The following is a 26,274-nucleotide window of genomic DNA, read 5'->3' on the forward strand; positions in this document are numbered from 1 at the left end:
CGTCATTCACCTCCGATCGTATCGAGGATTTCTTTGATTGCGTAGTATTCCGGATTTATCGTTTGCATGACACCGCTGAACAGCGCGACTAGTCCGAAGATCACAGCTAAAATCGTAACGATGATTATCACGATAAATAACATACCGTCTCCAACCTCTCGCAGCTTATAGTGAATGTTAGCCTCTTCTCCCCACGAAGGACTCCCGCCTTTTGCGATAAGAAGGTAATTCAAACGGAGTAATACAGAAAATCCCGCCAACAAGATCGCTCCTACAATTATGTTAATTATTCCGAAGACGTAACTCTGATTAACGAGAATCCCGTAAACATGTTCCGCCGCCACTCCGAGCTTTGCGGCTAATTTGTCGATGTACGCCAACGCTTTATCCATTTGCGCCCGCCTCCTTTACCGTCATTATGTTTTCGTATTTAGATAGGAACGGAATACGGAAACCAATCGTCTTAAACTCGTAAGTCTTACCAACTTCAATCTTCGCGTAGAGATCACTAGAATTAAACTTACGAGCAAACAGAGCATCAGTATTTTCGAACACCTTTTCGTTCCCTTCTTCGTCAATGCCGAAAATCAAGTACTTAGATGACTCCCGGGAATTCTTCGTTTCTTTTTCCGTTACCTTAATCTCGTAGGTATTTTTATTGACGTAGGATGCAATCGTATATACCGGCACTACAATTACGACAGTAAACAGGGTTAGCACAATCATCACAACGACTCCTATTTCTAGTAAACGTCCCATCTATCCCGCCCCTTTCGGTTTCTCAATTACGCCTTCACGAACCAGATACGAAAGCCCAACCGCCACCGCATCCGATTCATCATCCGTACGAAACGTAAAGTCATCCGGTAATGCAAGCACACGTCTTACACCCGCCTCTACTTCGTCCTTTGATGCGCTGCCTTTTCCGGTCACATCCCGCTTAACTGTGGTCGGCGGTATCTCTACATCGGCCTTGTATCCATATTTACCAAGCGCCATATCAATGACCGACCATGCTCCGAACACTGTTTGCGTCGCCCTCTTATTTCGACCGCCTGTGAAATGCTCGCGGACAACTACGTCAAACGGTCCGTATTCGTGCAGAACCATCGTCGTTGCAGCTTCGATGTAAGAATACCGATGGCTATCCGGCGATTGGCTTGACGTGCTGACAGACGTTACGTGAACGAGGTTGATGCGCGGTCCTGATTTTAGGCGCTTAACTTCGAGGACTGCGAAGCCTGGATTAGTTGATATGTCTAGCGCAAGGATGCGGATAGGCTTGGCGGCGGTCATCCGCACCACCGATAAAATTCGATATCCTGCGTCTTTAACGCCTCCGACGCAAGTTTTTCCGGATTACCTGCGCCATTTGCGATTGCACCTAAAACATCGTTATACAAGTCGTCCTCCATACCGTGCGCTGCCTCATCATCGAAGGCTATTTGGCGGATATCTTCAACACGTTCCTTAACTTCATCTACCGTCATCAAACCGCCTCCCCTTCTCGTACTCTCTCAATAAATGCTAGCGCCTCCGCGTATTGTTGCTTCGTACTTGCGTAAGCTCCCGATTTACGCATCTGCGCAACCTTGCCGCGAATCACCGCCATCTCATCGTCCGTCAGCGACTTGGCAATCGCAGTCTTAAAGTTGTTGAACGTCCATGCTCCGAGGTCTAGTTCGGGCGGCTCGCCAGCATCGACAGCATTCCGGATATCTACGAATCTATCAAGAATCGCGTCAATGTCATGCGGCTTGATTTCGAGGCCAAACGCTCGGATGTCCGGCGTCTTTTCGAATTCGCCTTCCGGATAGACCCACGATTTCTTCGACGCATTGACGTACAGAATGACGTAATAGTCCACGCCGTACATAGGTCCGTAAGTCACGCATTGTGCGACGTGCTTCGGGTCCGGCTCTCTCATCGAATGCAGCGACGTCCTAGCCGCGGAAGTCTGCTTCGACTTGATTTCGAGGCCAACGCGTAGGATTTCGCCATCTGCCGTCACATAACGCATGATGCCGTCGCAAGTCCCGTATAAATAGAACGTCTGCCCGCCGCGCTGTATTTTATGATTACGTTTGGCAAAGTCCTCGAATACCGGCGTCCCGTCTTCGTTGCGTTCGAAGTCAAACGGACACACGCGTCCGGTCTTTTTACCGAAGTGCTTCGCCATGAACAGAATATCGCGCTGGATCATGTCGCCGATCGCCGTTCCGAGGCGAGTCCATCGTCCTTGATAAGGCGGCTTTGATTCGATGTCTTTCGGATCGTTCAGCGCCTTGTGGTAAAGTTCGCGCGGACATGCGTTAGCTGCCGACGGTGAGAAATACGGGCGCTTCGGAAATACGTTTGGCGCGTTCGCATACCATCGGTAAATGTCCGTATCTAGTTGGTTATCCCACGTCTCGGGCAGCGAGTGCCATTCGTTAAGATACGATACGAGTTCATCTGCGATTGACTGCGCAAATGATGTCGGTTCGGGTTCGCCGTTACTAAGTAATTGAGCCGCTAATTTTCGTTTGTCTGCCGTCAATTAATCACGTCCTTTTTAGGTTTGCAATTCTCGAAGTCCCAATCATTCGGACTGTATTCGTCCATCCAGCACGGTTCAATTACCGTGTCGCAATCTAACGGAAGTACGAGCGTAAATGTATTCGTCATGATGTCATCAAATAACTCGACTGCTTCTTCCGTTAGTTGTTCGTTTGGAGTAGCCGTCTTCAATTCGTCATGAAGCGTTAGTGGAAATTCCCATCCGCGCTCTAAAACACACTCGTAGTAAACGCGTATCATACACATCTGTAAGATATTCGCGCCCGATCCTTGAATCGTATGGTTAAATGCAGCACGCTCGCATCCGCCAGTGAATCGCATTAAGTCCCAAAATTCCGACCGATCTTCCCAGCGTAACTTATTCGTTTTCTTTCCGAGGTCCGGATCGTTCTTATCCGTGATGCCACACCTACGCATTAGCTGGCAAAGACGTTTGTACTTTTCGACATAGCCCGGGAAGCGTCGTTTCTGTTTAAAGATCGTTGCGGTCCACCCGCGCTTGCGTAGATGCTCGAATGTAGACTCGACCATTCCTTTGAATCCTGGAAGAATCTCGTCGAACTTCTCGTAAGCGACTAACGCCTGATCCTTGCCAATTCCGAAAGGTATGACACCTTTATAAAACATATCGAACGCCTGCCCGTATCCGATCGCAAGAAACATCTGCTTCATAGCTTTACGGTAGGTTGGTACAGCACCGTCGGTCCCTTTGACGGATTCATAATAATCTTCCGTACAAATTTCACGTGGGACATCGAATAAGATAGAAGCGAACTCAACGTAAGGATCTAGTCCTCGTCGGTACATATCCGCAAATATCTCATCGTTAAATTCGGTTGCCATTCTATGCGCTTGGATTCTCGGCTCAATTGACGATAAATCTGAGCCAATGAAAGTATGGTTTTCCGGTGGCTTAAATGCCATTCGTACGCGCTGACCTCTTTCAGTTCGCGACGGAATGTTTTGGATGTTCCGTCCCTTTTCCGTCTTCTTTGGCGCATCTACTAATAGACGCATGTATTCGAGAAAATTCTTATCGTTGATATCGTTTCTGTAAATCTCGTTATCTTTTCCGGTGTATTTTTTTGAACTATATCTTCCCGTTGATACGGTTTGTAATTGCGTATGAAGGCGTCCATCTACGTCCTTAACGTTAGGAATTCGATTGATGAACGTTCCCAATAACGTAGATAATTCCGAAAATGTCGCAAGTGGCTTTAGCCGCTCGTCTTCTTTAAAGTACAACGCGAGAACGTCCTTGCTTACGGCACGTGTTTTCTTCTTGTCGATAATCTTCGTCTTATCTTCAATTCCGAGTACATCGTAGATTAAATACTGAAGGTGTTGGTCGGAATCTAAGTTGAATTCGTGTATGAAATCGGGCGCATTCTCTGGAATAGGAGGAGCGAGTGGCTCCGTCTTATACTTCCGGATACGTTCTTTAAGCTGCGTATATTTCTTGGTTGCTGGATTCGCTTTCTGTAGCTCCGCCTCACATTTCGCAAGCATATCCTTCTGCTTCGCAATTTGCCTTTCTCGGTTTTCTTGCCATGCTCGAATTTTATCTCCTTTTAAGTGCATCGACATGGAACGTAAGAACGCGGAATCGATTCCATACGCTTCGTTAAGATCATCTATCGCTTTCTGTAGTTGCGGTTCATATTCCGCTTTGAGGCGCATTAGTTCATCGTCGTCAATCACGAAACCTGTTCGCTCGATCGTCGTGTTTACTTCGTATAGATACTGGCGGATCTCAAAATACGGATAGTACAAATCGTCAATCTTCAGCATCATATCGATCTGCCAACGCGTTAGGTACCAGCCCTTTTCAACGTCCTTTATCGCGTAGATTCCGACGATCTCAGGCGAATAAATCATCGGAGAACCTTTTCCGAACAGGTCCTCGAAAGTGTATCCGTCTAAGTGCGTCGTTCCTGTGTGTTCTTTGTATTTCGTGTCTAATTCCTTTAAACCAAACGACGGCTCATGCTCGTTCATTAATCGCGCCGCATCTAGCGAGTCGTATCGGAAACCTTTCGGCTTTAATCCGTCATTCAAAAACATCGCGTAGTCAAAGGGTGTATTGTGAAACGCTTTTATATGACGAGCATCTTCAATAAATGCCTGGCAGATATCGAGCGCAGCCGATCGCGTGCATTGTTCATCTTCCGTTAAATGTCCGTACGCGACGTAGTAACCTTCGTTTAAACATGGGAGCCAAAACGAATAGCCGCCCGACATATCCATAAACGTATCTGTACCGGATGTCTCCGTATCCCATTCCGTAAATGAAACGGCCAGTGGAATCTCGATGCCGCGCTCGGCTAACTTGTCGCGAATATGCGTATTGTTGAATAGGTCGAATACTTTTCGAAACCACGGATCTAATTGCTGCGCCTTTACTTCGGCTCGTAACCGTTCGATCATAGGCGCCAGGTCAGCGTCCTTTGTAATAACGTAATAGTTATCGGGCTTCGTTCGTAGTGTCTCCTGCATACGTTCATGTCGTAATGATTCGTTTTCTTTTTCGAAATAACGACGACCGATTACGAGCGCTTCGGATTTAGTCAGTTTCGTATTTTTAGTACGAACTAACTTTCCGTCCTTCTGCGCTCGCCAGGCCGCTTCAAATTCGCGACGTTCTTTATCGGAGAACTTACACGTTCTCTTCAAGCGATCGAATGCTTCGTCTAGTGTTTCGTCTGACTTGGCCGCTTGCTTACGTTTGGCAACGTCGGTCGCCGGCTCCGCCTTACGTGCATTTACGTTTAGTTTTAACGGCTTGATTTCCACGTCGCGTCCTCCTTTCTTCGTTAAAAGTCGATGGTTTCCGTCCACTTCCGTCTATGTGCCGTCTCGTTATCCGAATAAAACTCCGACCAGCAGCTACCGTCGCAACAATACACATCGTACAGTGAGTCGTAAACGGCGGACTGGCCTTCATTAATGGGCGCTTGGCAGGCGACGCATTTAGCTGCGGTCATCTATACCGCCTCCGCTTCGTTTTCTAATGCCGCCAAGAATCCGCGGTCTAAGTTCAATTTGAGTTCGTGCCACGCGCGATGTCCTTCGTTCTTACGTGGCATCCAATAGTCCGTAATATTGCGACATTCGAACATGTACGCCTTAGTCTCGTTGTCTTCGAGTAGTACGCCGATAAAATAATCCGTATCAGCTTTCGTGTAAGCCTGACCGGTGTTCTTGCGTCCGCTAACCGTCAAACAGCCGCGCTTTTCCCGACGATCACGAATCGTCTTAACCTGGATACGTTTGATTGCGCCCGTAACCGGCTCGGCTGCGAGAATATCGTACGGCTCCTCGGTTTCCGGCTTACTAACGCCTGACCAGCCGGCCGCCATTAAGGCAGCGCGTGCGATCAATTCGGCGAATTTGCCGATCGTTTCTTCTTTGTGCGCCATCTATTCGTCCTCCTTCGCGATATGTCTCACTAAAATATCGTCCACACTATTTATTAAGTCGTTTGTATCCGGCATATTTCCTATAGTTAGATCAGCTACTCGATTATAAGGGTGGCACATCGCAATATTGCGTTCCATTACGTCGAGATTCACTTCCAGTAACGACGCGGAAATAGCGATCAACTCAGCCAGCGAAACTTCTACGGTGACCTTTTTCGATAAATCTAACGTCTGCGATTCCGTTTTAATTTCTCGCATTTAACCGTCCTCCTTAGAATCCGAAGTTTTCTTCGGCTGGTAGTTCTTCGTCTGCTGTCGTCTTCGATCCGCCGCCAAGCGATTCACCAATTAACGTTAGATCAAAGCCTGCCGCGACAAGACTTTCGAGCATTTCCTTTTCGTCAGCTTCGTAAATTAAGCCGTCAAATAAAGACATGTCGAACTCTTTGCCGTCTTGAGCCACGAAATGCTTGCGCTCAGTTTCCGTCAAATCCTCGTCTAAATCGATAAGAGGCGTCAGCGAAACGACCGTGCTCGTGCCTGATCCGGATTTCTCTAGTTCAAACGCGATACGGCGGAGTTTCGTTTCCTGCCTTTTAATGACCGCGTGAACCGTCGTAGCCTGCGCCTTAGAAAGATCGACGATGATTGGTTCGCCAGTTTCGAGGTTGATAAATCCTAGCGCATAACGTTCTTTTACGCGATATTTAGCCGCTTCTTGTTTAGCCGCTTCTTCCGCCTTAGCATCGCCCCGATCAGCCGCCGCCTTCTTTTCGTCTTGGTAATGCTTCCAAGCGCGATCCCATGACGTCAGATTCGACTCAGGAAATCCGTTTTTGTTTAGCGTGCTCGGATTAGCCGCCGAGAACGAATTTACTTTCTTATAGATTCCGTATGAAAAGAAGCGAATTAGATCGAAAGCACTCATAACGCGTACCTTATAAACCGTTCCCGTCTTAAAGCTCGCAAACTCGGCGCTGCTTCCTCCGCCGCCTCCTTCATTTGTTGCGTTCAATGCGTTTAGAGCGTCAGCTCCGCTAGTGTACTTTGTCATCCGATTACCTCCGTTAATTTGTTTTAGGGTTTGACCCTCGCAAAACACCGGTATCTGCGCCCGAGACGCCGCCAGCGCACGGCATAGCGACGCGACAGTTTTACTTAACGACCGCCCCGGTATTCTCCGAGCGTCGGCGGTCATTCGCCGCCTTTATTACGGCTCTCTTCGCGTACAAGCGACCAATACATGCCGCCGATAATGATGGTCGAAATACTGCCGACGAATGCGAAATACATTAGGAAGTCGTCAAACATACGCAGCCACACCTCTCGCATAGCGCGTTACCTTGCGCTTGATTTCGAGCGATTCGGCTGGTAATTCATCAACGCGCATTTGAACGGCATTAATTCGGGCTTGTAGCGCCATTCTTTTGGCTTTCGAACGTGTACGGTTGAGTTCTTCGGATAGCCAACGCAGTTCTTCGTCTAATTCAGCCGAGAACGTTTCTGTTTTACTAAGCGCCTCGTTTGCGTTCTTTTGTACGATATTATAGGCGTCAATAAGTAAACGCTTGGCGATTGAACCGGCGTTGTCTTTCTCCTTATAAACGGTAATAACAACGTTTGTATCTACCGCAAAATGAATAACTACGCCTTTACTCGCGTACATACGAGCCTCTTTTCCGGATTCATCTACGGTGATTCCGAGATACCGGGCGTGTTCCATTTTCTGCGCGATCCAATTACGTGCAGTATAATGATTGTCGATGCCGAACCGTTCTCTAAATCGTTTCTTCGCGTGGTGGGTTATGGTTATTTCGGAAGGTTTCATCCGACGCGCACCGCCTTAATGGTCGCGGGACGATAAAAGTCAGCCGGATCGTCTTCGCGATATAATGCACCGTCGTATTGTAATTCCGTTAATTTTTGGATATTGATTGCGGGTGGGAAATCGTTTGTAGGTCGTTTCATAGTACGTTAGCCTCCTTAAATTTTAGGTATAACGCACTAGACGGAGGGCTGTTCGCATGGTGTTCGCTTGAAATTCGATTCTCAATCGATTATCATTAAAATGCGTAGCGAAGCCCTCGTGCCTAGATACGTGGTTATGCTGTTAGTTCGCGCTGGCAGTGTAAACGGAAACGTCGGATGAACTTGCGATGTGCTTCGAAATTTCCTCCTAAACGTTGCGTCAACAACGTGGAGATTTCGGCCATATTCGTACATCCTTCGCTCCAACACTTGAGTATTAATTCTTTGCGGAGATCGCCTTGCGTCAACAGGGCGGTCTTTTCTTTTAGTAAAACTTCGCCTTCGACGTCCGTCAAAACGTCTTCGGGCTCCCACGAGACATTGCCGTCGTCTCGCATTCCTTCTATAGATAAGGCCGCTTCTTTTCGTGAAGCCTTCAGGTACTTGTTCCGTTCCCTTACGATAATGCGCTGAATAAGTGCTTTCTTATCGCGTCCATTTCCTTCGTATCGTTCCAGCCAATATCCTATCGAGTTCAAGCACCGCTGCTCGAACGACGTTTGGTCGGGAACCAAGTGGGCGATTCGTTGCGATTCTCTTTGTACATACGGAATCGCTCCGTAATCTGCGGCTAATTGTAATCTATTAAATTTTTGTTTCTCCAAGTTTTTCTCCTCCCGTCCCTTACACTTATACAGTCGCATGTGGTCTGTTAGAATCGGGACATTTGATTTAAAGTTTTTTATAATTTTTCTTCCATGTCCATATATTAGCATCTTAATAGGAGGAGTTTGTGGTTTTTGGATAATCTTAGTTTTTTAGACTTTTCCGAAAAATATCAAAAAAAGGACAAAAGAAAAAGGCCAATTGGCCCGATCTTTTATCCGCCTACTTTAATTTCGCTAACATGTACTACATTACCACTACTCGCACTATCTATTTTCAGCCCCTCGGTGTTAAGAAGCGATACAACTAGTGCCCCTAAAACAAAACCCATCAATAAAATCTTTTTCATAAACAACATCTCCCTTTGATTTTAATTTGAATGACTTAAGAACATCAATCTGAATATCATCTACCCCAAACATACGCAGTGTTTCGGCTGCGATAGAAGCGAAGAAAAAGTTCATCTCTTCAAAGAAATGTTTATACGCAGCATACACACTAGTGATCTCTCTATTACGTACGTAGTTGAAGTATACTACAAAGTCAGCATCACCTCCTAGAAGAAACTTTTCTTTTTCCCCTGCGAAAATAGGAGCACTTCCACCCTCTATAAAAGAAAAGAGTGATTTAACCATATTTAAATTGTTAGTAGCCTCTCTTATTAACAATGGTTCTTTCGTTTCTATCGCGAAATGAAGGCTTTTCTCCATGTGAGTCAGACACGAGGTTTTATCCTCATGGAGCTTACACATCCCTATGTAATAGTTCCCGTCTGATATATGTTTATTATTAAGTTCGGTACTAACTAACACATTCGCGTGAAACATACATAATTTAGGTTCATTAAGATGTAGGTAAGCCGGTGCTAAAATTTCGGATAAACGATAGGAAAAAGCTTCTTTTATAAATGCTCTTCGTTTGCCCAACTTAACAATCTCTTTATAGATTAAGCTGGCGTTTTTTGTGATTCCTATAAATTCGTCATCATAATACATAAAAACGCATGCATATATGTCCTTTAAGATTTTTAAATCTTTAGAACTTGATACTTTGAGGCTACTCATCCTATCAGATAATTCTCTAAAATCAATTCGGTCAACCATGAAATCTAAAATCAATCCATACATATCTAAAAATTGTTTGATACCATGTTCTTCTTTACTTTTTTCAAGAAGCATCCCAAGTAAATCTGAATCTCTTTTTAATGCCGCATATTCAAAAGCCTGTTTCAGCCACTCGGGAGAGTCTATTTTCATGCACCATTCACGCATTGTTTCGTGATATTTCTCTTTGTAGAAGAACTTCGAAAGTGTCACCAAGTGTTTAAAACCAATAGAACCGCTATCAGCGAACTCATATAATACATCTTGGTTAATTCCTGTTTTCGTGGAAATACATGTTATACTTAAGTCGTATTTTTCTCTGAGGTTGATAAAATCATCTTTAATTGACTGCATAATACACACCCCTTATAGACTTGCGCCTTCTCTCTGTTTATAATATAACATAAATGCACACTTTTGTGTGCGGGAATTTAAGGAAAAAGGAGATTTTTTTATGATTAGTTATGAACCGCTTAGGACTTACCTGGCTGAAAGAGGATTAACAACTGGAATTCTAAGGGATAAAGTCATCCATAGGAACCTTGTGACAAAGATTAATGAGGACAAGCCCGTTAGTTTATCGACTATTGAAGCCGTTTGCCTCGAATTGGACGTGCCTATCGAAAAGGTTGTCCGTATTCTTCCAAATCCGCCCGAATGACGATGGAATCGGCGCGGTTATGTGGTATAATTTCCTTCGTAAAGCGCGTCATTTTGCTTTGCGGAGGTGTTTATATCGCAGTATTCGGTCGTCGATTGCCGGATAAAGGAGCTGTGTTATAAACGTGGTTATACGCTTATCCAACTCGCAGAAATGGTCGGTATCTCAAAAACGCAGCTTTCCGATTACATAGCGCTTAGAAACGTCCCTAACGTTGAAATGGCGTATTCTATTGCGCGCTGCCTCGACTGCCCGGTCGAAGCTTTGTATAATTGGCGTCCTTTATCCGGTAGCAACACGGAGGGTTAAGACAACCTCCGCCGACCGAAAGTTCGGATATTCCCGAACCTTATGTTAATACTTACTGCCTCCGCACGATCAACAACTCGCCTAAGAGCGTCCTCACCTTTCGCCATCAATAACTCATTCGCATCCTTAAACCCATCCGTTATATAACCGTGCGCAAGCCTGACTTTGCCGCGCATCTTTAGCTCGACCTCCTTCCGTAGTTTCTCACCGGCTTCGTCGTTGTCAGATACTACTATTAAATATTCGATCGGCGACTGTGCGATTATGTCCGCCTTTCGGTCGGAAAATTTACTGCCGCCTGTCGCAATGCCGCAAAAGCCAGCCGTTCGCCACGAATGCGCATCGATTTCAGCTTCGGCTAACACCGCAGTTTTAGCGCGATCAGCATATACGGTGTCTATTCCGTAGATTAATTCACGAATCGGCATACCGACTTTTGCGTACCAAAACGATTTATTGCGGGTCGACCTGTATTTTACGTTTGCTAGGCGCCTATCAGGCAACCGCCACGGTATCACTACCGTTTGTCCGGTTAGACCTACACCTGCTTTACGTTGGACTTCTTCGCTTATGCCGCGATTAGTTAAGTATTCGTTCGGACCGATTTTAACGGCGTCCAGTAAAGCCTCGTTTAGCGGCCGTCTAGGCTCAACGATTTTCAAACGTGGAATGCGGAGTTTTAGGTGCGTTTCACCTTCGCCAGTACCATAAGTCTCGGCGAGGTAATAAGCCGCTTCTTCTTCGGTTTCTTCGCGCAGAAACGCAAGCAGTTTAATGAAGCCGCCTCGTTCGCCTGTGCCGCTGTCTCCGAAATAGCCGGCCTTTGCGTTTTCGGTGTCCTCGTAGTATACGTAAAAGCTAGGAGTCCGGTCGTCACGAAAAGGGCTTGCCGCCGTTAAACGGTCAGCGTGCCACGTTGGACGATCCCATTCGTATTGTTCTAATTCTTCGCGTATGTTGACGTCTGTTGGAACGCCGTTGATCGTAATGATCGACATGTATATACGAGCCCCTTTCGTTATATTACACTATTCTTATGTGATTTTCCGTCGCAATTTGTCGAAAATATTCAGAATTTTATGGTGTAATTCATGGTAGGCATTCCATTTTTTAGAATCCGAAAGCCGCTAAATCCGTTTCCTTAGCCGCTACTTGCTTAATTAGGCCGACTTGCGGCAGATAAACAATCTCTACGACTTCATCCTCGCCACCATCGCGCCCCTTATTTACGCCAATCAAGCCGCGTCCCTCCCGCGCGTTCGTATCAACCGGAATGAGCACCGCAGCATCTTCAAGCAAAGCAGACGTTTTCTTTACGTCCTTACGCTTTGGTAGCTTAATCTCGCGATTACCAGCTTCGTCCTCAGTCGCGTCATTTTCTCCTGCTTGCGTTATTGCGAAAATGACAACGTCCATCGTACCGGCTAAACGACGCATCTTTTTAGACGTATCAGCAGCTGCGCCACCTGTCGTTTTATTCGAGTTCGATTCGTAATCGAGGTAATAGAACGGATCTACCATGACCACGTCGGCCTTCGTTTGTTCGATATCGGCTTTGAGGTCACGCAGCGAACGAGAATCGAAGTCTTTGTCGTCAACGGCACGCACCGTAATAGATCCGGCTATTAGCGTATTTAACGTCGCAATAAATTCCATAAAGCCCGCCTCGAATTCCTCCGATAACTTACCCTGACGCACGTCCCTCGAATCAAAACCGGCCTCCATTTGTTGCCCGCCGATTTCGGTTAAAGCGACGCCTTGATCTCCGGAAAGTGATACGTATATACGCACGAGGACCTCGAACCATCCCATCTCCATCGACCATATAAGCACGTTAGCGCCTTGAATTGCGCAATTAATCGATTCTTCAAGCGTGATCGCCGACTTGCCGCGCCCTGACTTTCCGTAGACAACGTACATGTTCGAGCTAACGTAGCCGCCGATCGCCTTGTTAAGCGCCGGAAACTTACTATTCCATATACGGAAAGACTCGCCAGCCTTGCGTTTTTCGTATTCAGCGCGGAACTTATCGACGTCTGTCACGACGTTTGTTCCTACCGTTTTACGAACGCTTGTTCTTATTGTACTCTCTTCTGCTACGGTTTTCAACCATTCAAAAAATTCCTGCGGATTCCCGTTTTCTTGCGCGCAATTAAACCGTTCGGCTAATTCGGATTCGGCCGTTTTGGCAAAATCGTTAAATGCTGCCGCTCCTTTCGTTTTCTGCGCCAAGTATTCAAACGGTGCTTCGATGCTGAATTCCGGCTGGAATGTCGGCACTTCAGTCACTACCATTTCGGCGGTCGGCGCTTGGTTTCCGTTCTTTTCCGCGTATGAACTGATGTATTCGAAGGCTGACCGTTCGCCATCCGTTTGGAAATCCTTGCGCGTTAGTCCGTACCGCAATAAAGCCGACGGGTCGTTCGTTTCAATTACTTTCGATAAAAGACTAGTTCCGAAACTCATCGGCGTTCAGCTCCCTCGCCAGCCAATTGCGCCATTACATCGTCCATTTTCGCCTTAAACGACAACTCGCCCGTCTTTTCATATTGCGCTTTATTCCAGTTGTAAATGTCGAGTAGGTTATCGGTTTGGTTCGCCGCATCCTTACGTTCCTGCTTACGCTTTTGTACTCGGCTCGTTATCGGCTGTTCTTTTTCCGCCATATTAGCCTCCTCCGTTTCGTAGTTTATTAGGTAAACGGTACTTCTAGCTGGCGGATAGTCTTCGAGGTTGAAGTCCGCCAAGAAATCTTCCGCAACTAGCGCATTTGCAATTAACGCCAGGTCCGCCTCGAACGCTTCGAGCCATTCGCCGTTGATCGCGTCGTATAAGTCGTATTCAATAAAGTTAAAAACGGCCTCTTTCGACGTTTCCTCGATATAGCGAGCGCAGTCAATGCAAAAGACGCGTCCTTTATAGCCTTCGACGGAAACTAGATCGCCAGTTTTATAGGCCGGTTCGTGGTCCGCAAATTCAAGCGCATCGAGTTTGTCGAGGATGGCGTATTTAGCCGGACTCTCTCCGTTAGCCAACGAATCCGCAACGAGTAGGTCACGTAAGTATTGAATTTCCGTTAATGATAGTCCGCTCATTTACAGCCTCCTCCTTTTTGATCCGCCCGCGAAGACGATTTCTTTGCACTGGTCAGCGATCCGATCTGCTAGCCGCGCTTCTCCGAATACTTCCGGCAGATCCTCCAATTCAATGTTCGACGTATATACGGTCGGCATACGATTCGTCACGCGGTAGTTGATTATCGTGTGTAAATCGCCGCGAAATCCGTCCGTTGCTTCTCTCATGCCTATTTCGTCCAGCACTGCGAAAGGCGCCCGTTTCGCTGCTTCTAGCGCGGCATAATAACGTTTTGCTGCCGGCTCTGCGATTGCGTCGGGTACTCGCGGTCTATTAAACTCGTTATATTCGTTTTGCCACGCATTAACATCGAGAAAATAAGCCGGACGCTGGTCGGGTTGAACGCCGCGCTTCAAGGAGCCAATGTAATGAATCGTTAAATATTCGTTTAATAAAGCTGCGGCCGTCGTAGTTTTGCCGGTTCCTGATTTCGCGCTATATAAATACAGCGATTTAATACGGTCGGCTTCGGCGTCAAATTGACGCTCAAACGTATTCGCATAAGTATCCGCCGCCTTGTAAGCTCCGGGCTGATCGGCGCGTGCTGGCGAGTTCTTAAGCGTCACTAGTCGGTAGTCTTCCGCCAAGCCAGCCGCGCCCGACCGACCGCCGCCGCCATCTAAACCGTGCAATCCGAGGTATAATTCGCAGTGTTTCGTACAATTAACGCCGCCGGCTTGGGCGCACTTGCTTGCGAGTAGGCACCGTGATTCATTCGTCATTCAGAGCCGCCTCCTTTCGGTCAATTTTTAGGAAAGAATAAATGCGGAACGATGAACGGTTCTTTTCCGTCGCCACTATCCGAGACCGACATAATCATTTCTTTGATTCGATGGTGCTTCGGAATCTCATGAAATAGCGCATCGTAGCCGTTTAGTGTCTCCGAAATCTCAATCGTCTCATCCGTGTAATATTTACCGCTAGTTTTGAAGTACCGTACATTAACCGTCTTCATTCGCCCTCACCCACTCTCGAATCGTCGATGACTACGAGATCAGCATCTTCTGTATAATCGAAATCTCCTCCGATATATTTGTATTTTCCGCCCTCGATTTCTCCTACCGTTTCTTCATACGTATCCATTCTAAATGCCGTTCGTCCTCTCACAACGTCACCTACACGCACTCCTTCCGGTTGTGGCACGTTTAGGTACTCCGTCGGCACTTCGAGTCCTAACGCACGTCTTAACGCAATAGCCTTGCCGATGTGAACGTTGAAGCAGTCGCTAGGGGCGCATTTGGCGATTCCTTTAGAGATTACGCGACCGAGTCTATACGACTTTCGTAAAGAAACAACGGTTCTTTTTTCAGTATTAATGATAAATTCGGTTCTAGCTGTGAAGTATCGTCTAACCAAACCGTCTACGTCTTCCTTCGCCTGCGCTACGACCTCATCCCGTTTCTGCCGGTCGGACTTCTCATACGAGCCTTGTGACGCCTCAATTTCTGCATCAAAACGCCCTTGATCGTAGCCGTTCTTATACGACCGTGTTCTTAGCGCCTTCATTACGTCCTCAACTAGCGCAACTAATTCGTCATAATCCATTTGGTCTAGATTCGGGGTTGGCGTGTGTTCACCGACGATGACTTCGTATTCGTGGTGCCAAATTACCGGTGTACCATATCCCGTCACGCCGTTAATCCCTACGCTTTTTACAGTAAATACATCACCGTTTTTATACGATGCAATTGCGTGTTCAGCACGCGTAATCAAGATACGCTCTCCGACTTTGGCATTTCGAATTTCCGTCTTATATTTCGTCATACTAAAACAACTCCCCGTAGTTTATTTGCGACTGTGCTGCCGCCCTTTGATCGTCTTCTTCCGCCTGTTTAACCGTCTTTTGCTTTACGAGTAACGGCGGCAGGTGCCGGTCTCGCATATACGAAAACATAAAGCCGAAGTTGCAGCCGGGCCATTGAGCCGTCGGCTTCTTAGCTGCAAAGCACGCGTCGATGAAGTCCCGTACGATAGCCGCCCCATGTTCGCCAATCATCGACTTTAGGTTTCGCGCTTCCATGCCGCGATTATTGGCGACGTACTTGATTCCGTAGACTTCGAGGTGGCGGTCGTGTAAATAAACGATGAAGTCGCGCGCCGTCCATTTTTCGATAGGCTTTTCGTTCATAAATACCGCCTCCTATTCTTCGTCTTCTACCGTTCGCTGGCTCCTAAAGAACGCAGCCGAAACGAACTTACTTACGATGTTCTTTAAGCCGTACGCTAGTTTTTCGAAAAATACTCCGATAAAGTACGGAATCATCAACGTGAGATAAATCGGATAAATGCTGATGTTAATCCGGCGTTCAATCGTTTGCTTTCTCTTAAATTCCGCGTCTGTGTAGACCTTTCGCAATCTACGTTTAGTCATTACGCATTCACCCCTTCGATTTTGATGCCGAGATGTTCGAGAGTTCGTTGAATTCCTTGCGTAACACCCACCGTGTAATGATCGTCCTTACTATAGGGAATCGACTTTTCATGTTCGGCGCAGATATAATCGTAATAGGCTTTTACCTTTTGCTCCGGCGACTTTTCGATCCCATATCCGTTGATTAACGCAGCCGCTAATGAAACGAGACTTAAATCGTTTAGTACCGCGCAGTGTCGGACATATTCGCCGCGGTTACGCAAAATATATTCGTCGTCCCTACCGAGTCCTCTTAAATACGCTAAAGCTTCCGCCTGCTCTTTCGTGATTTCCGGTTTTTTCATTTCGCTCATTAGTCGTCCCACCCTTCGATAAATTCTTCTAATGAATAGATGCGGTATTTGTTAATTCGATATTCTAATGCGGCTAAAATCGCGTAGTATTTATCCCTCTGGGAAGTCAACGTTTCATTCTCCCCAATAAGAGCCGCCATTGCCTGCCGTAATTCTGCGTTATCTTGATCCTTACTACTCGCCATACTCTATCAGCTCCTCGTAATGATTCTCTGCAGGATGTTCCGGGAAGCCTCTACGCGGATACTCCAACCCTCCATCAACGAAGACTTTTCCACAGGAGCATTTTCGGAACTCATGCGATAATTTAGACTCGATTACGTCTCGGCAATACCTGCATTTGATTGCGTTACGAACTACTGTCTTAGCCACGATTTAACCGCCTCCTAGCCTTTTTATTTGCCGGTAGTATTAGCGCCCTCGATCGTTAGTGCCGCCGCTAATTCCGTTCGAAATTCCCGCACCATTTGCGCGATCTCGGCCAGTGTTTCCGCATCCGACATTTTTATCTGTCGGTTCATGACGTCCAAGACGGCGCGATCAATCGTAGAATGGAACGAAACTTCTCGCCAGCGCTCGACCGGCGTCGGATCTGCGTCAGGATTTTCGGCTAGTCGGCGCGCCCAGCTCGGCGCTTTGGTCGGGTCGGTGAAATAGCGTTCGTTGACGATGATATTGTGGACGTCGGATGTAAGACGGTAGTCGGATGATATCGGAATTTCAATCGTCATGATTATCGGACTCCTTTTCGTTTATTAGTCGCAATACTTTGTCGCTTAAATCAGATACCGCTACCTCTACGCCGTCTTTAAATTGAGCGCGAGTAGTCGGGTGGAGTTTGGCAAGTGCTTCGTATATAGTAACGAGTTCATATTTCGTAAACATAACGCACCTCTTTCCGTTAATTATTTTTCTTGAATCGTCTTGTTAAGAATAATCTCGACTTGTAGGTCGTATAAATGACGTTTTTGTTCGTCTGTTGCATATAAGTCTATTTCGGATTTCGTTATAACTACTTCGTTTATTATTTTTTCTTGAATTTTTTCATAAAAAGCTTCGTCGCACCCGCATTCCGGACAAACCGGTATTTCTGTGTAGAAGCCGTCGTAATCGGATACTTTTTCGATCGCAGGGTTTTGAAACACATGACCCTTATGACACCTATATACGCTCTCCCTATAGTTCTTTTCCCCGAAATAAAGTAAAAGAAGTATACAAACAGAAGATAAGATAAACGTTATAATGATCAACTCCTTTCTTTTTCTTTTATAAACCGTAGCAATTCGTTCGCTTACGCTCATTCTTTGCAAATATCCTTTATCGCGATAGATATATCATCTAAGTAATTATTTGCGTGAAAGGTTTGATTGAGCGCTATTATTTATCTAGTTATTAATGGATCTAGTTAAAAGATGGTTCTAGTTAGTGTGACGCCGAGCCGTGTGCGGGTCCGCCGTATATGAATAGACGTCACACGGCGTTTTACAATTCCTCCGTATCTCCGTCAAATATTGCGAGCTGGCTAATCGGAAGTATCGTGTATCGTGCGTTTTCCCACCGCTGCGACTTGCCTTCGCGCCCCTGTTTCTTAATGACGAGAGGACGATCCTGCCACCGGTACCCACAAAGCGCCTTAATCCGCCTGTTTGCCGTCTCTCGACTTACGTTTAATGCGCCGGCTATCTGTTCCTGCGTCGGGTAGCATTCGCCATTTGCGTCCATAAACGATGAGAGAACACAGAGCGTCTGCCAACGTTCGGGGCCGATATCCGCGATCAAGCCTTTCTTGACGGCATCAACGTACATCTTAACGAAGATACGTGTTTCGGACTTGCCGGACGTTAAGTTATATTCCGATTGTGTTTCTACGGAGACGAGCCGTTGGTGGTCGTTTGGCACGCTGCCACCTCCTTATTTTCGCTTTCATAAGTACAGTCGCATATGGTCGGTCGAAATCGGGACATTCGTTTTAAAATTTTTCGAATTTATCCATAAAACGCAAAAAACCCCCGCCTATTAAGACGAGGGTTCAGTGTAGCGCTATATTAAGTTGCGGCGTAGCGTTCCTATGCGGTATAATGCGCTTAGAGACGATTGACTTATCGGTGACTTAACGTTGATATAGTTGACTTTACGGGTGACTTATCGGAGAAAAACAACGTAGATATAACGACGTGTTTTCGTTTTATAGCTTGAATTTCACAGGAGGATTGATTATAATAAGTTATGTCGTAACACATCGGGGCATTAGCTCAGCTGGGAGAGCGCTACGCTGGCAGCGTAGAGGTCAGCGGTTCGATCCCGCTATGCTCCATACTCCGGTTTAACGGCGGTACATCAACGTTTACTTAACGGTGACTTAAGCGTTGACTTAACGAAGTGTACCGCTCCTATATTGCGCAGTGTAGCGCACCGGTAAATCGATCGTCTTCTATACGAATAGGAGGCGATTTTTTATGCATTCAGAACGACGGAAAGGTAAGCGCGTTAAGGCGGAGAGAACGATAACTAAAACCACACGCGGCAAAACGTATTCAATCTCGGTTATTTGCGATAAAATATGCGAAGCAAAGCTCGCGGAAAATAGAGCACCGGAAACTATCGATCGGTACCGGAGGGCGTGTCGTTACTTATTAGAATACGCACGGATGGTCGGACTAGACGATGATATACGTGATATAGACGTTGACTTTGCTCGCGGCTTTGTTGCATATTTGCTACACGAACGGGTTAAATTCGACGGACATAAGTTCAAAAAAGACGAACACAAAACGCCTGGCATGTCGCCGAAGTCCGTAAACGATTATATAAAAACATTACGGACGCTTTTCCGTTTCGCCCAGCGCGAAGGTTCGGTCTTATTAAATCCGTTTGATGATACGAAATTGGTCAACGATCCGGAAGAAATGGTAAATATATTATCTCCGGATGAACTTCGAAGGCTTTTAAGCGCGCCGGATCAAAGAACATTCGTCGGATTTCGCGACTATGTGATCATGACGTTTCTAATCGATTCAATGGCGAGGATCGGTGAAATCTTATCATTAACGAAAGAAAACGTCGATTATGCGTCAAGTACCGTGTACTTCAGCGCCTGGGACGTTAAAACACGACAAGGAAGATTCGTTCCTCTCGAAAGAAAAACGATGAACTTAATAAAAGAACTTCTTATAGAAAACGAAGACTTCGAAAGCCCCTTCGTATTCTTAAGTAACTATGGAGAACAATTAGAGACGAACCATTTTCGGAAACAATTAAATAGATACGCAGAACAAGTCGGTATTACTAAAAAGGTACACCCTCACTTATTCCGACATACTGGCGCTACGATGTACTTAGAAAACGGTGGAGACATCCGGCACTTACAAGCGATGCTGGGACATAGAGATATGCGTATGGTTAAACGGTACACTCACTTATCTAAAAGCTCGCTGAAAGAACAACATTCGAAACATTCTCCGCTTGTTCAAATAACGGAAAAATTAAATAAGGAACGGAAGACTTTTCGAAAACGATAGGACGGCTTAGTTGCCGTCTTTTTTTTTGCGCTTATTTTATTCCTCTTCAAGAAACGCCTCGAACTCCTCTAATTTACCACGCATTTTCCTACGTTTTGCCTCGCTTGCTGCACGTTGGAACGAAATATACACGTAGTCATCAAAACGGCTAATTTCGTTCAATTTCGCTTTGAGTATCGTTTTGTGCCACGCATCTACGAATGGCTCCGGATCATGCTCGATCATTAGCGCAGGATCTACGGAAGCCTTAGCACGCAATAACAAGCCGTAATATTTATAGATTTCTGCTGCGTCAAAGTAGCGACTCATTGCGCTGTAGATTTCCGTTGGCAACGAGTTTTTCAGCGCTTCAGCCGGAACCGCAGCCGTATCTTTAACGTGCTTTTGATTTTTAAGATTAATAGAATCCGATGGTTCATTTTCGATTTTCGCCGTCTCAACCGTTGGTGTATCGGCATTTTCCGGCGCTGGTCGAGTGGACACTGTCGACTGGTCATTCGCGACTAACGGTAAGATGACGATGATGTTCGCGCCCTTGCCTCCGTTGATTTTCCGAGTCGTTGCCACCTTCTTGACGATGTTCAGCGCAGCCAGTTGATTAAGAACGCGGCGTGCCGTTTTTACGGATTTACCGATCAGGCCCGCTAGAGTTTCCGCTTTGAGATGCGCTGCGCCTGCGAACTTGACCGCGTAGCGTGCGATCTGTTTAAGTGCGGTCCGCGCCGTGTCAGATAGGTCGTATGAGTTTCGTTTGATGTGCTCATAGACGGCTGTATTTAGAGCCTGCGTCGACGAGAACGTTTGGTGTTCCGCTAAGTAATGCATATCGATACCTCCATATCGCTATATCGTTATTTTAATATTAACGAAATAAATATCGATATGTCAATATTTTTATTTACACGATAGCGATATTCCGATATACTCAATCTATAGAAACGGAGGTAATTCGATGGAGTTATATGTAAAGTTAGACGATCTTCTCGCAGAAATCGGCATGACTAAAAAAGAACTCGCAGAAAAAGCAGGATTGCGCCCGAATGTTATCAGTGAGATATCGCAACAACAAAGAACAACAGTTAATCGAACACACATCGGAAAGATATGCGAGGTTTTAGGGATAAGCGATATGAATAAACTATTCGAGGTACGATAGGAAGAAAATAAACTATGACATCATCCGTAAGAGATAAATTTTCAACAGATATCAGCTACATTAAATCGCAATTAAATAACATTAAAGAAGGCCATTTTTACGAGGATTCAAAAACACCCGGAACCGCTTCTGTTAAAAGGATTGCTGAAAATATTGAAAGCAGTTTCGAAATGCTACTCCGAGATATAGACAGAGGTGTATCATCTACGGACGAAATTTTTAAGGATTGATAAACGAACACACATTCGGTTATAATGTAGCCGGAGGTGTCGCCGATGTGGGACGAACGAAAGGATCAGAACCGCTGGCAAATGAAGTTTATATTGCCGGAGCACAACGAAGCTTTGCGTCAATTACGCCTCGCAAAGCAGAAGATAGAACGCCCGGTATTAAGCGACGAACAATTCGCCGAATTTGAGTTCGTTATTTCTTCGGCAGTCAGCGAAGACCTGCCGCTAGATTTCGATTTATACGATGACGGCTTCATACGTGAAGTAAGTGGGCGCGTTATATACGTAGATCATCTACGGAAGGAATTTCGTGTGAAGGATAATCGCGGCGATACTAATTTCGTTAAGTTTGCGGATATATTGAACGTAAAAAACGCCCCATCCGGTTAGGGACGGGGCTTTTCGTTATTGATTAAGCGTATATTTTCGTGAGAATGTAGCTGCTTCGAGTACATCATCTCCGTTTGTTTTGAAGATCCTCCACGAGAAACTCACGCTTGTCACTTCGCTAGGAGACGTATTAGACATCGGCCATGCGTAAAAGAAGTCGAGCCTATCGCCTTTGTTCTTCATCACAGCCGACCCTTCCTCCGATACCGTTATCACTTCTTCCGGACCTAACTCTTCTCCCGTGTTCAAAGTAATCGGATTCGTTGCCGGATAGGCTTCAAAGGACGAATGGCTGATATTAGCCATCGAACCTTTAATCGCTATATGAGCGCTCGACGGAGAGATGAGTACTTTATCAATTTTAATATCTAAACCATCGTAATTCTCCTCGTCATCCATTTCCGCACTATATAACCAAATACCGCTATCTTCACTTAAGTCCTCATTCGCAGCAGTCTCTTTCGCCTGAACTTCTTCGTCTTTATTGCTCGGCTGAGTATTCGACGAACACCCCGCAATTATCAGCAAGGCTATTACTATAGAAAAAAGTAGTCTGACACGCTTCATTTAACCACGACCTTTTTCTTTTAATTATACGTCATTGTTATGTAAGACGGCTACCTACGTTTTATACGTAAGCAACCGCCAAAAGTTCCGCTTATTTCTTGCCGACTTCATCCAACGCTTTTCTTTCGCGGGCCTTCTTTGTTACGTCGTTGTTTTTCCAGTACGCTAATAGCGAAGTCGCACCGAGAAAAAGCAACGCAATAAAGTCGGACACTGCCGCTTCGTCTACCGGAATCGTCTGAACGCCAAACATCGTCAGCCCGCTATTTACGAGAGCTAACGCAAGTAGAATAAATCGAGTCACCGTTCCTGCACTAATATTTGTCTTCATACGCTATACCCCGCTTTCTTAAGAGCCGCTACTAGTTTTGCGCGTGTTGCTGGTCCGTAGATGCCGTCGTTTGCGATGCCGGATTGCGTCGACTGAAATCGCTTGACTGCGTTTGACGTTTTCGGACCGTAGATGCCGTCGATTCCGTTATTCTTCGCCCCTTTGTCCGGGTAGAAATAAACAGATGCCAATGCGTTCTGAAGTTGCGTGACGGATGTACCGCGAGCACCTTGACGAATAACGCCCGTCGGCACCGTTAGTTTTTGGGCTGACGTTTTAGCCGGCGCCTTAGGTGCGTTTGTTTGAACCGGCTTAGTCGCTGTGCCCGTTTTAGCCGGCGCTTTACCGAACGTATCCGTTCCGTATCCTTTATGGTTAAACTGAAGATGCGGTTTATCTACGAAAGTCTTCCAGTCTCCACCCCACTCAAACCCGAGCGCTTTCGCTTTAGCCACCGCCTTTTTAATATCCGCGGCACCATAACCGTTCCACAGCGTATCCTTACCTTTTACTGGCACGAAGTCCAACGCCTGCCCTACGAGGTGATAAGAACGCATCGTCTGAGAAGCGCCTTTCGCAACGTTTTCTCTTTGTTGCGCTTCAGTACGAATAGTTTCGTAGATAAGGACGTCAATATTTTCCGCAACCAAATAGTCGTACCATTTGAGTGCCGCCGCTTTTGTGTTATCCGCCAACTTTGCGAGATTTTCTCGGTTTCTCTTATCGTAAGTTAGTGCCATATAATCGTCTCCCTTTTCGTTTTATCTATTTAAAAAGCGCAATGCCAACCGATAGCAATAAACCTACCACCGTTAGCATCACGCCCCACACCCATTTCGTATTTGCACGCATGTCTAAAATGTCTGCGCGGTTTTCCTTCGCCAATGCCAGCGCTTCGTCTGCTTTCTCGTCCGCTTGGTCTGCTTTTGTTTTAACATCGTTGAAATAGTCGACCTTCGTGTCAATACGAACGAGCCACTCACGAATATCCGAAATCTTTTCGTTTAATTCGGTATTGCTCGGCTCCGCCATAAGAACGTCTCTCCTTCCAAAATAAAAAGCCTACGCTTCTACGTAAGGCTCGCCTGTGATTTCTTCGTACTGTTCCGGCGTAATCTTTTTCATGACGACCGCTGAAGCGACCTGTTCCTTCGTCCAATCCCCGTCCGCATAAAACTTCTTGATGATCGCGAACCAATTCATTAAATCACCCCTCCCATCATTAGCGTAAAAACCAACTCGGCATGTTGCTGGCGTAGAACTTCAATTTCGGACGGTTCTGCCTCCGGAAAGAGACTATCGATATACTCTTGCGTTGCACCTTCGAACCACTCTTCTTTCTCAGGATCGAACTTCGCGATAAACAGGCCGTCTTGCGGTTTGATTGGCGTGTATCCTTCCGGAATTTCTTCGCCATTTTCTACATCAACGAGTATCTCTCCGGCTGCAATCCATACGTAATTTTCATCGTATTTATATACGCGTATCATTAAAGCACCTCCTAAACTTTCGCAGCCCTAAAACGGAAGCCAAACGTTATAAACTCGTTCGGATTAGCCGTATTAGAACACGATTGAATACAGACCTTTCCGTCTGTTCCGATATACGTACGGTGGTATTGCGGGACGTTTGTCGTTCCTACACTCGAAGCTACTCCGATAAAATGCATTGATTGGATCGGAAAATAATCCGGCAGCAACGTGAACGCCGCGACGTTATTACCTAACGCCCCACCTGCGATTGATCCGATAATCTCTACGATACCGAACGCATCCTTCGTGTAGCGCAACGTGTGAGGAAATCCGTCCGGCGATACGTATTGCTTCCATCCATTGCCTAACGACGGCGTTTCCCACACAACGGCAGTATCTTTCGTATCTAAAAGACGTCTCCATCCGCGGAAAGTACCGGACCCGAAGGTATTACGCCAGGTAGATCCGTCATTACCCATCGCTAGGACTTCGCCAACATTATCCTCTGCAATTTGAAAGCCGCGGAGCGAAGCCGAACTAGGTCCGTTTGCTGACGTACTATTTCCGTAGAAAGTGGCCGTCCGAGCCGTTAGTAGGTCCGTATATAAGTCCTTGCCGGCTAGATTAAGCTTAAAAGAGCCGGTATCGGCCGTTAGCTTCCGAAGCTGCCCCGCATTCCACTTCGTCTTATCTTCCGCGGTAACGTGCAAGTCTAGGTTGTTCGCGTGGAGATCTACCTTCTGCTGCGCACCGGACGTTGTTTCCTTCGAGTTCCAGGTCGACCGCTCTTCGTTAGTTACGTGTTTCACTGTATCGTTTGCGTGGGCGGTCACTTTCGCCTGGGCGCCGACCGTCGTCTCTTTGGCGTCCCATTCCGCTTTCTTCTGCGCAGTGACATGGACATCCGCATTATTTGCGTGAGCATCTACTTTTTCTTGCGCCCCAACCTTCGTTTCAACGTTATCCAAGTCTTCGAATTTTGCTTCGATCTCTGCGACGGTTGCTACTACGTCGTCATAAAGATCGTTAATTTGACCCCGAAGCGTTTCGAAGTCGTCGATGTAGTATTCCGCAACTGGAACGATGTTTTGGTCGATAAGTGACTGCTCGATGTTGAAGCCGAATTTATGAATCGAAAGCGCCTGACCATTCGTATAGTAAAGAATCAACTCGGCTTTTACTGCGCCATAATGACGAATTTCGTCTGCAGCCAATACGTATTCGGCAAGTCCTTCCGGCTTATTTACTAGTGTGATTGCACGTATAAAACGGCTCCCGTCCGCCATCGCAAGCACTAACTTGCCGACGACCGCCGACAACGGTAAAGGAACGCCATCCTTCGTGAGCTTAAAGGACAGGCGCGCCGTTTTTATATCTTGCGTGCTAAATTGTATGGCGGCATTGATAGTCCGCTTTGTTTGCGCATTGACGTCGAAAGACAAAGCGCCATCTTTTGCTAACATCCGTTTTCCTCCCTTTAAATAACGTTCGCAGTCGAAGTGATCGGGTCGATGCTGTTATCGTTATAGCTATCGTCGAAGCCCGCACCCTTTACGTAGTTACCGTAAGATGAAATTTGCGAGCACGTATTCGTCAGATAAATACCGTGACGCATACCTAATCCGGTAATATCGTTGAATGCACACATGGACCGTGCAACACCGGATAAGAAAATGATCCCATCATATCCGTCACTTTCGGTTGCTCGCGTTCCTACGTCAACGAGCGTATTAAAAAAGACGCGTACTCTTCGCGATTCTCCTGATACGGAGATACCGGAAAAGCCTACGTCTTTCAAAATGTTATTTGCGACCGTTACGTTATTGCAGCGACCCTCTTCGATACGGATTCCGTTACCTTTGACACCGCGCAACGTATTTGCTGTAGCTGATCCGTAAGTGCTGCGTGTTATCAAAATACCGTGGTGTCCTACGTTGTCGACTACGTTATTTGAGATCGTATAGTTGTAAACGTCTGAAATGTGAATACCGTGACGCGCATCAACGCCATCAATCACGTTTCCTGAGATTACCACGTCGTCAATCGTCTGATAATCTTTCCGTCCG

General features: G+C 46.3%; 42 protein-coding genes and 1 tRNA gene. 6 read left to right on the forward strand and 37 right to left on the reverse strand.

Features of this window, described 5'->3' with window-relative positions; all coding sequences use genetic code 11:
• Positions 1 to 2: 2 nt before the first annotated feature.
• From IEE86_RS16850 to IEE86_RS16915, 14 genes are all read right to left on the reverse strand, one after another.
• Positions 3 to 392 (reverse strand): hypothetical protein, encoded by a 390-nt coding sequence (locus IEE86_RS16850; RefSeq protein ID WP_191098205.1) that lies wholly within the window; start codon positions 390 to 392, stop codon positions 3 to 5.
• Positions 385 to 759 carry a DUF1523 family protein gene (locus tag IEE86_RS16855; RefSeq protein WP_191098206.1) on the reverse strand — a complete coding sequence of 125 codons (375 nt, stop codon included), beginning with the start codon at positions 757 to 759 and terminating at the stop codon, positions 385 to 387. Before IEE86_RS16855 ends, IEE86_RS16850 begins: the two co-directional genes overlap by 8 nt.
• The gene (locus IEE86_RS16860; RefSeq protein WP_191098207.1) at positions 760 to 1,296 is read right to left on the reverse strand and encodes a crossover junction endodeoxyribonuclease RuvC; all 537 of its coding nucleotides are present in this window, start codon (positions 1,294 to 1,296) and stop codon (positions 760 to 762) included. It abuts the gene before it with no gap.
• A complete protein-coding gene (locus IEE86_RS16865) occupies positions 1,293 to 1,490 on the reverse strand; it encodes a hypothetical protein (RefSeq protein WP_191098208.1) in 198 nt (65 codons plus the stop codon). The genes IEE86_RS16860 and IEE86_RS16865 overlap by 4 nt, the downstream gene beginning before the upstream one ends.
• On the reverse strand, positions 1,490 to 2,539 hold the full coding sequence (locus IEE86_RS16870; protein ID WP_191098209.1) for a hypothetical protein: 1,050 nt from the start codon (positions 2,537 to 2,539) through the stop codon (positions 1,490 to 1,492). Before IEE86_RS16870 ends, IEE86_RS16865 begins: the two co-directional genes overlap by 1 nt.
• Positions 2,536 to 5,352: a DNA polymerase gene (locus IEE86_RS16875; protein WP_318010306.1), complete on the reverse strand. Its 2,817-nt coding sequence runs from the start codon at positions 5,350 to 5,352 to the stop codon at positions 2,536 to 2,538. Before IEE86_RS16875 ends, IEE86_RS16870 begins: the two co-directional genes overlap by 4 nt.
• 191 nt (positions 5,353 to 5,543) lie before the next feature.
• On the reverse strand, positions 5,544 to 5,978 hold the full coding sequence (locus IEE86_RS16880) for a group I intron-associated PD-(D/E)XK endonuclease (protein WP_191098210.1): 435 nt from the start codon (positions 5,976 to 5,978) through the stop codon (positions 5,544 to 5,546).
• Complete coding sequence (locus IEE86_RS16885) at positions 5,979 to 6,236, reverse strand: hypothetical protein (protein ID WP_191098211.1); 258 nt, start codon at positions 6,234 to 6,236, stop codon at positions 5,979 to 5,981.
• Between the two features lie 13 nt (positions 6,237 to 6,249).
• Entirely contained in the window at positions 6,250 to 7,032 is a 783-nt protein-coding gene (locus tag IEE86_RS16890) for a hypothetical protein (RefSeq protein WP_191098212.1), read from the reverse strand.
• Positions 7,033 to 7,172: 140 nt separating this feature from the next.
• Positions 7,173 to 7,310: a hypothetical protein gene (locus IEE86_RS16895; protein ID WP_191098213.1), complete on the reverse strand. Its 138-nt coding sequence runs from the start codon at positions 7,308 to 7,310 to the stop codon at positions 7,173 to 7,175.
• Positions 7,282 to 7,806 (reverse strand): magnesium transporter CorA family protein, encoded by a 525-nt coding sequence (locus IEE86_RS16900; RefSeq protein ID WP_191098214.1) that lies wholly within the window; start codon positions 7,804 to 7,806, stop codon positions 7,282 to 7,284. Before IEE86_RS16900 ends, IEE86_RS16895 begins: the two co-directional genes overlap by 29 nt.
• Complete coding sequence (locus tag IEE86_RS16905) at positions 7,803 to 7,946, reverse strand: hypothetical protein (protein WP_191098215.1); 144 nt, start codon at positions 7,944 to 7,946, stop codon at positions 7,803 to 7,805. The genes IEE86_RS16900 and IEE86_RS16905 overlap by 4 nt, the downstream gene beginning before the upstream one ends.
• 134 nt (positions 7,947 to 8,080) lie before the next feature.
• On the reverse strand, positions 8,081 to 8,611 hold the full coding sequence (locus tag IEE86_RS16910; RefSeq protein WP_191098216.1) for a hypothetical protein: 531 nt from the start codon (positions 8,609 to 8,611) through the stop codon (positions 8,081 to 8,083).
• A 291-nt stretch (positions 8,612 to 8,902) separates the two neighbouring features.
• On the reverse strand, positions 8,903 to 10,069 hold the full coding sequence (locus IEE86_RS16915) for an AimR family lysis-lysogeny pheromone receptor (protein WP_191098217.1): 1,167 nt from the start codon (positions 10,067 to 10,069) through the stop codon (positions 8,903 to 8,905).
• A 373-nt stretch (positions 10,070 to 10,442) separates the two neighbouring features.
• On the opposite strand from IEE86_RS16915, the gene IEE86_RS16920 reads away from it, so the two are divergent.
• Positions 10,443 to 10,685 (forward strand): helix-turn-helix domain-containing protein, encoded by a 243-nt coding sequence (locus tag IEE86_RS16920; protein ID WP_191098218.1) that lies wholly within the window; start codon positions 10,443 to 10,445, stop codon positions 10,683 to 10,685.
• On the opposite strand, the gene IEE86_RS16925 is transcribed toward IEE86_RS16920, so the two are convergent.
• The 14 genes from IEE86_RS16925 to IEE86_RS16985 all read right to left on the reverse strand — a co-directional run bounded on the left by IEE86_RS16925 (position 10,682) and on the right by IEE86_RS16985 (position 18,443).
• Positions 10,682 to 11,683 carry a toprim domain-containing protein gene (locus tag IEE86_RS16925; protein ID WP_191098219.1) on the reverse strand — a complete coding sequence of 334 codons (1,002 nt, stop codon included), beginning with the start codon at positions 11,681 to 11,683 and terminating at the stop codon, positions 10,682 to 10,684. The genes IEE86_RS16920 and IEE86_RS16925 overlap by 4 nt on opposite strands.
• Positions 11,684 to 11,795: 112 nt before the next feature.
• Positions 11,796 to 13,151, reverse strand: a complete 1,356-nt coding sequence (locus tag IEE86_RS16930) for a DnaB-like helicase C-terminal domain-containing protein (protein ID WP_191098220.1) — start codon at positions 13,149 to 13,151, stop codon at positions 11,796 to 11,798.
• Positions 13,148 to 13,780: a hypothetical protein gene (locus tag IEE86_RS16935; protein ID WP_191098221.1), complete on the reverse strand. Its 633-nt coding sequence runs from the start codon at positions 13,778 to 13,780 to the stop codon at positions 13,148 to 13,150. The genes IEE86_RS16930 and IEE86_RS16935 overlap by 4 nt, the downstream gene beginning before the upstream one ends.
• Entirely contained in the window at positions 13,781 to 14,542 is a 762-nt protein-coding gene (locus tag IEE86_RS16940) for a P-loop NTPase family protein (RefSeq protein WP_191098222.1), read from the reverse strand.
• A gap of 20 nt (positions 14,543 to 14,562) precedes the next feature.
• Positions 14,563 to 14,775, reverse strand: coding sequence for a hypothetical protein (locus tag IEE86_RS16945; RefSeq protein ID WP_191098223.1), 213 nt, complete (start codon positions 14,773 to 14,775; stop codon positions 14,563 to 14,565).
• Entirely contained in the window at positions 14,772 to 15,584 is an 813-nt protein-coding gene (locus IEE86_RS16950; protein WP_191098224.1) for a hypothetical protein, read from the reverse strand. Before IEE86_RS16950 ends, IEE86_RS16945 begins: the two co-directional genes overlap by 4 nt.
• Position 15,585: 1 nt before the next feature.
• Positions 15,586 to 15,948, reverse strand: coding sequence for a hypothetical protein (locus IEE86_RS16955; RefSeq protein WP_191098225.1), 363 nt, complete (start codon positions 15,946 to 15,948; stop codon positions 15,586 to 15,588).
• Between the two features lie 12 nt (positions 15,949 to 15,960).
• Positions 15,961 to 16,191, reverse strand: a complete 231-nt coding sequence (locus IEE86_RS16960; protein ID WP_191098226.1) for a hypothetical protein — start codon at positions 16,189 to 16,191, stop codon at positions 15,961 to 15,963.
• Complete coding sequence (locus tag IEE86_RS16965) at positions 16,191 to 16,544, reverse strand: hypothetical protein (RefSeq protein WP_191098227.1); 354 nt, start codon at positions 16,542 to 16,544, stop codon at positions 16,191 to 16,193. The genes IEE86_RS16960 and IEE86_RS16965 overlap by 1 nt, the downstream gene beginning before the upstream one ends.
• Positions 16,544 to 16,729, reverse strand: coding sequence for a hypothetical protein (locus IEE86_RS16970; RefSeq protein ID WP_191098228.1), 186 nt, complete (start codon positions 16,727 to 16,729; stop codon positions 16,544 to 16,546). Before IEE86_RS16970 ends, IEE86_RS16965 begins: the two co-directional genes overlap by 1 nt.
• The gene (locus IEE86_RS19770) at positions 16,719 to 16,916 is read right to left on the reverse strand and encodes a DUF7695 domain-containing protein (protein WP_463671365.1); all 198 of its coding nucleotides are present in this window, start codon (positions 16,914 to 16,916) and stop codon (positions 16,719 to 16,721) included. The genes IEE86_RS16970 and IEE86_RS19770 overlap by 11 nt, the downstream gene beginning before the upstream one ends.
• A 23-nt stretch (positions 16,917 to 16,939) precedes the next feature.
• Positions 16,940 to 17,275: a hypothetical protein gene (locus IEE86_RS16975; protein ID WP_191098229.1), complete on the reverse strand. Its 336-nt coding sequence runs from the start codon at positions 17,273 to 17,275 to the stop codon at positions 16,940 to 16,942.
• A gap of 174 nt (positions 17,276 to 17,449) precedes the next feature.
• A complete protein-coding gene (locus tag IEE86_RS16980; protein WP_191098230.1) occupies positions 17,450 to 17,689 on the reverse strand; it encodes a hypothetical protein in 240 nt (79 codons plus the stop codon).
• Between the two features lie 337 nt (positions 17,690 to 18,026).
• Positions 18,027 to 18,443, reverse strand: a complete 417-nt coding sequence (locus IEE86_RS16985; RefSeq protein ID WP_191098231.1) for a helix-turn-helix domain-containing protein — start codon at positions 18,441 to 18,443, stop codon at positions 18,027 to 18,029.
• A 342-nt stretch (positions 18,444 to 18,785) separates the two neighbouring features.
• Here IEE86_RS16985 and IEE86_RS16990 point away from each other — a divergent pair.
• A tRNA-Ala gene (locus IEE86_RS16990) sits at positions 18,786 to 18,858 on the forward strand.
• Between the two features lie 142 nt (positions 18,859 to 19,000).
• Positions 19,001 to 20,062: a tyrosine-type recombinase/integrase gene (locus IEE86_RS16995; RefSeq protein ID WP_191098232.1), complete on the forward strand. Its 1,062-nt coding sequence runs from the start codon at positions 19,001 to 19,003 to the stop codon at positions 20,060 to 20,062.
• A gap of 36 nt (positions 20,063 to 20,098) precedes the next feature.
• On the opposite strand, the gene IEE86_RS17000 is transcribed toward IEE86_RS16995, so the two are convergent.
• Positions 20,099 to 20,887: a helix-turn-helix domain-containing protein gene (locus tag IEE86_RS17000; protein WP_191098233.1), complete on the reverse strand. Its 789-nt coding sequence runs from the start codon at positions 20,885 to 20,887 to the stop codon at positions 20,099 to 20,101.
• A gap of 127 nt (positions 20,888 to 21,014) precedes the next feature.
• Between IEE86_RS17000 and IEE86_RS17005 the strand changes: the two genes are divergently transcribed.
• From IEE86_RS17005 to IEE86_RS17015, 3 genes are read left to right on the forward strand one after another with little or no spacing between them, the layout of a single operon-like run.
• Positions 21,015 to 21,218 carry a helix-turn-helix domain-containing protein gene (locus IEE86_RS17005; protein ID WP_144492938.1) on the forward strand — a complete coding sequence of 68 codons (204 nt, stop codon included), beginning with the start codon at positions 21,015 to 21,017 and terminating at the stop codon, positions 21,216 to 21,218.
• Between the two features lie 14 nt (positions 21,219 to 21,232).
• Entirely contained in the window at positions 21,233 to 21,448 is a 216-nt protein-coding gene (locus IEE86_RS17010; protein WP_191098234.1) for a hypothetical protein, read from the forward strand.
• A 45-nt stretch (positions 21,449 to 21,493) separates the two neighbouring features.
• Entirely contained in the window at positions 21,494 to 21,838 is a 345-nt protein-coding gene (locus IEE86_RS17015) for a YolD-like family protein (protein ID WP_191098235.1), read from the forward strand.
• A gap of 15 nt (positions 21,839 to 21,853) precedes the next feature.
• Here IEE86_RS17015 and IEE86_RS17020 read toward each other — a convergent pair whose 3' ends face one another.
• The 8 genes from IEE86_RS17020 to IEE86_RS17055 form a co-directional block, all read right to left on the reverse strand.
• On the reverse strand, positions 21,854 to 22,405 hold the full coding sequence (locus IEE86_RS17020; protein ID WP_191098236.1) for a hypothetical protein: 552 nt from the start codon (positions 22,403 to 22,405) through the stop codon (positions 21,854 to 21,856).
• A gap of 91 nt (positions 22,406 to 22,496) precedes the next feature.
• Entirely contained in the window at positions 22,497 to 22,736 is a 240-nt protein-coding gene (locus IEE86_RS17025) for a phage holin (RefSeq protein ID WP_081124750.1), read from the reverse strand.
• Positions 22,733 to 23,476: a peptidoglycan-binding protein gene (locus tag IEE86_RS17030; RefSeq protein ID WP_191098237.1), complete on the reverse strand. Its 744-nt coding sequence runs from the start codon at positions 23,474 to 23,476 to the stop codon at positions 22,733 to 22,735. The genes IEE86_RS17025 and IEE86_RS17030 overlap by 4 nt, the downstream gene beginning before the upstream one ends.
• 25 nt (positions 23,477 to 23,501) lie before the next feature.
• On the reverse strand, positions 23,502 to 23,768 hold the full coding sequence (locus IEE86_RS17035) for a hemolysin XhlA family protein (protein WP_066030329.1): 267 nt from the start codon (positions 23,766 to 23,768) through the stop codon (positions 23,502 to 23,504).
• Between the two features lie 30 nt (positions 23,769 to 23,798).
• The gene (locus tag IEE86_RS17040) at positions 23,799 to 23,939 is read right to left on the reverse strand and encodes an XkdX family protein (protein WP_180310289.1); all 141 of its coding nucleotides are present in this window, start codon (positions 23,937 to 23,939) and stop codon (positions 23,799 to 23,801) included.
• Positions 23,939 to 24,226 carry a hypothetical protein gene (locus IEE86_RS17045; protein ID WP_144666569.1) on the reverse strand — a complete coding sequence of 96 codons (288 nt, stop codon included), beginning with the start codon at positions 24,224 to 24,226 and terminating at the stop codon, positions 23,939 to 23,941. The genes IEE86_RS17040 and IEE86_RS17045 overlap by 1 nt, the downstream gene beginning before the upstream one ends.
• Before the next feature lie 11 nt (positions 24,227 to 24,237).
• Complete coding sequence (locus IEE86_RS17050; protein WP_191098238.1) at positions 24,238 to 25,671, reverse strand: phage baseplate upper protein; 1,434 nt, start codon at positions 25,669 to 25,671, stop codon at positions 24,238 to 24,240.
• A gap of 14 nt (positions 25,672 to 25,685) precedes the next feature.
• Positions 25,686 to 26,274, reverse strand: a 589-nt coding sequence (locus IEE86_RS17055; protein ID WP_191098239.1) for a right-handed parallel beta-helix repeat-containing protein, incomplete at its 5' end; no start/stop codon positions are given.

This window comes from Bacillus crepusculi (genome assembly GCF_014764715.1).
Taxonomy (GTDB): Bacteria; Bacillota; Bacilli; order Bacillales; family Bacillaceae; genus Bacillus.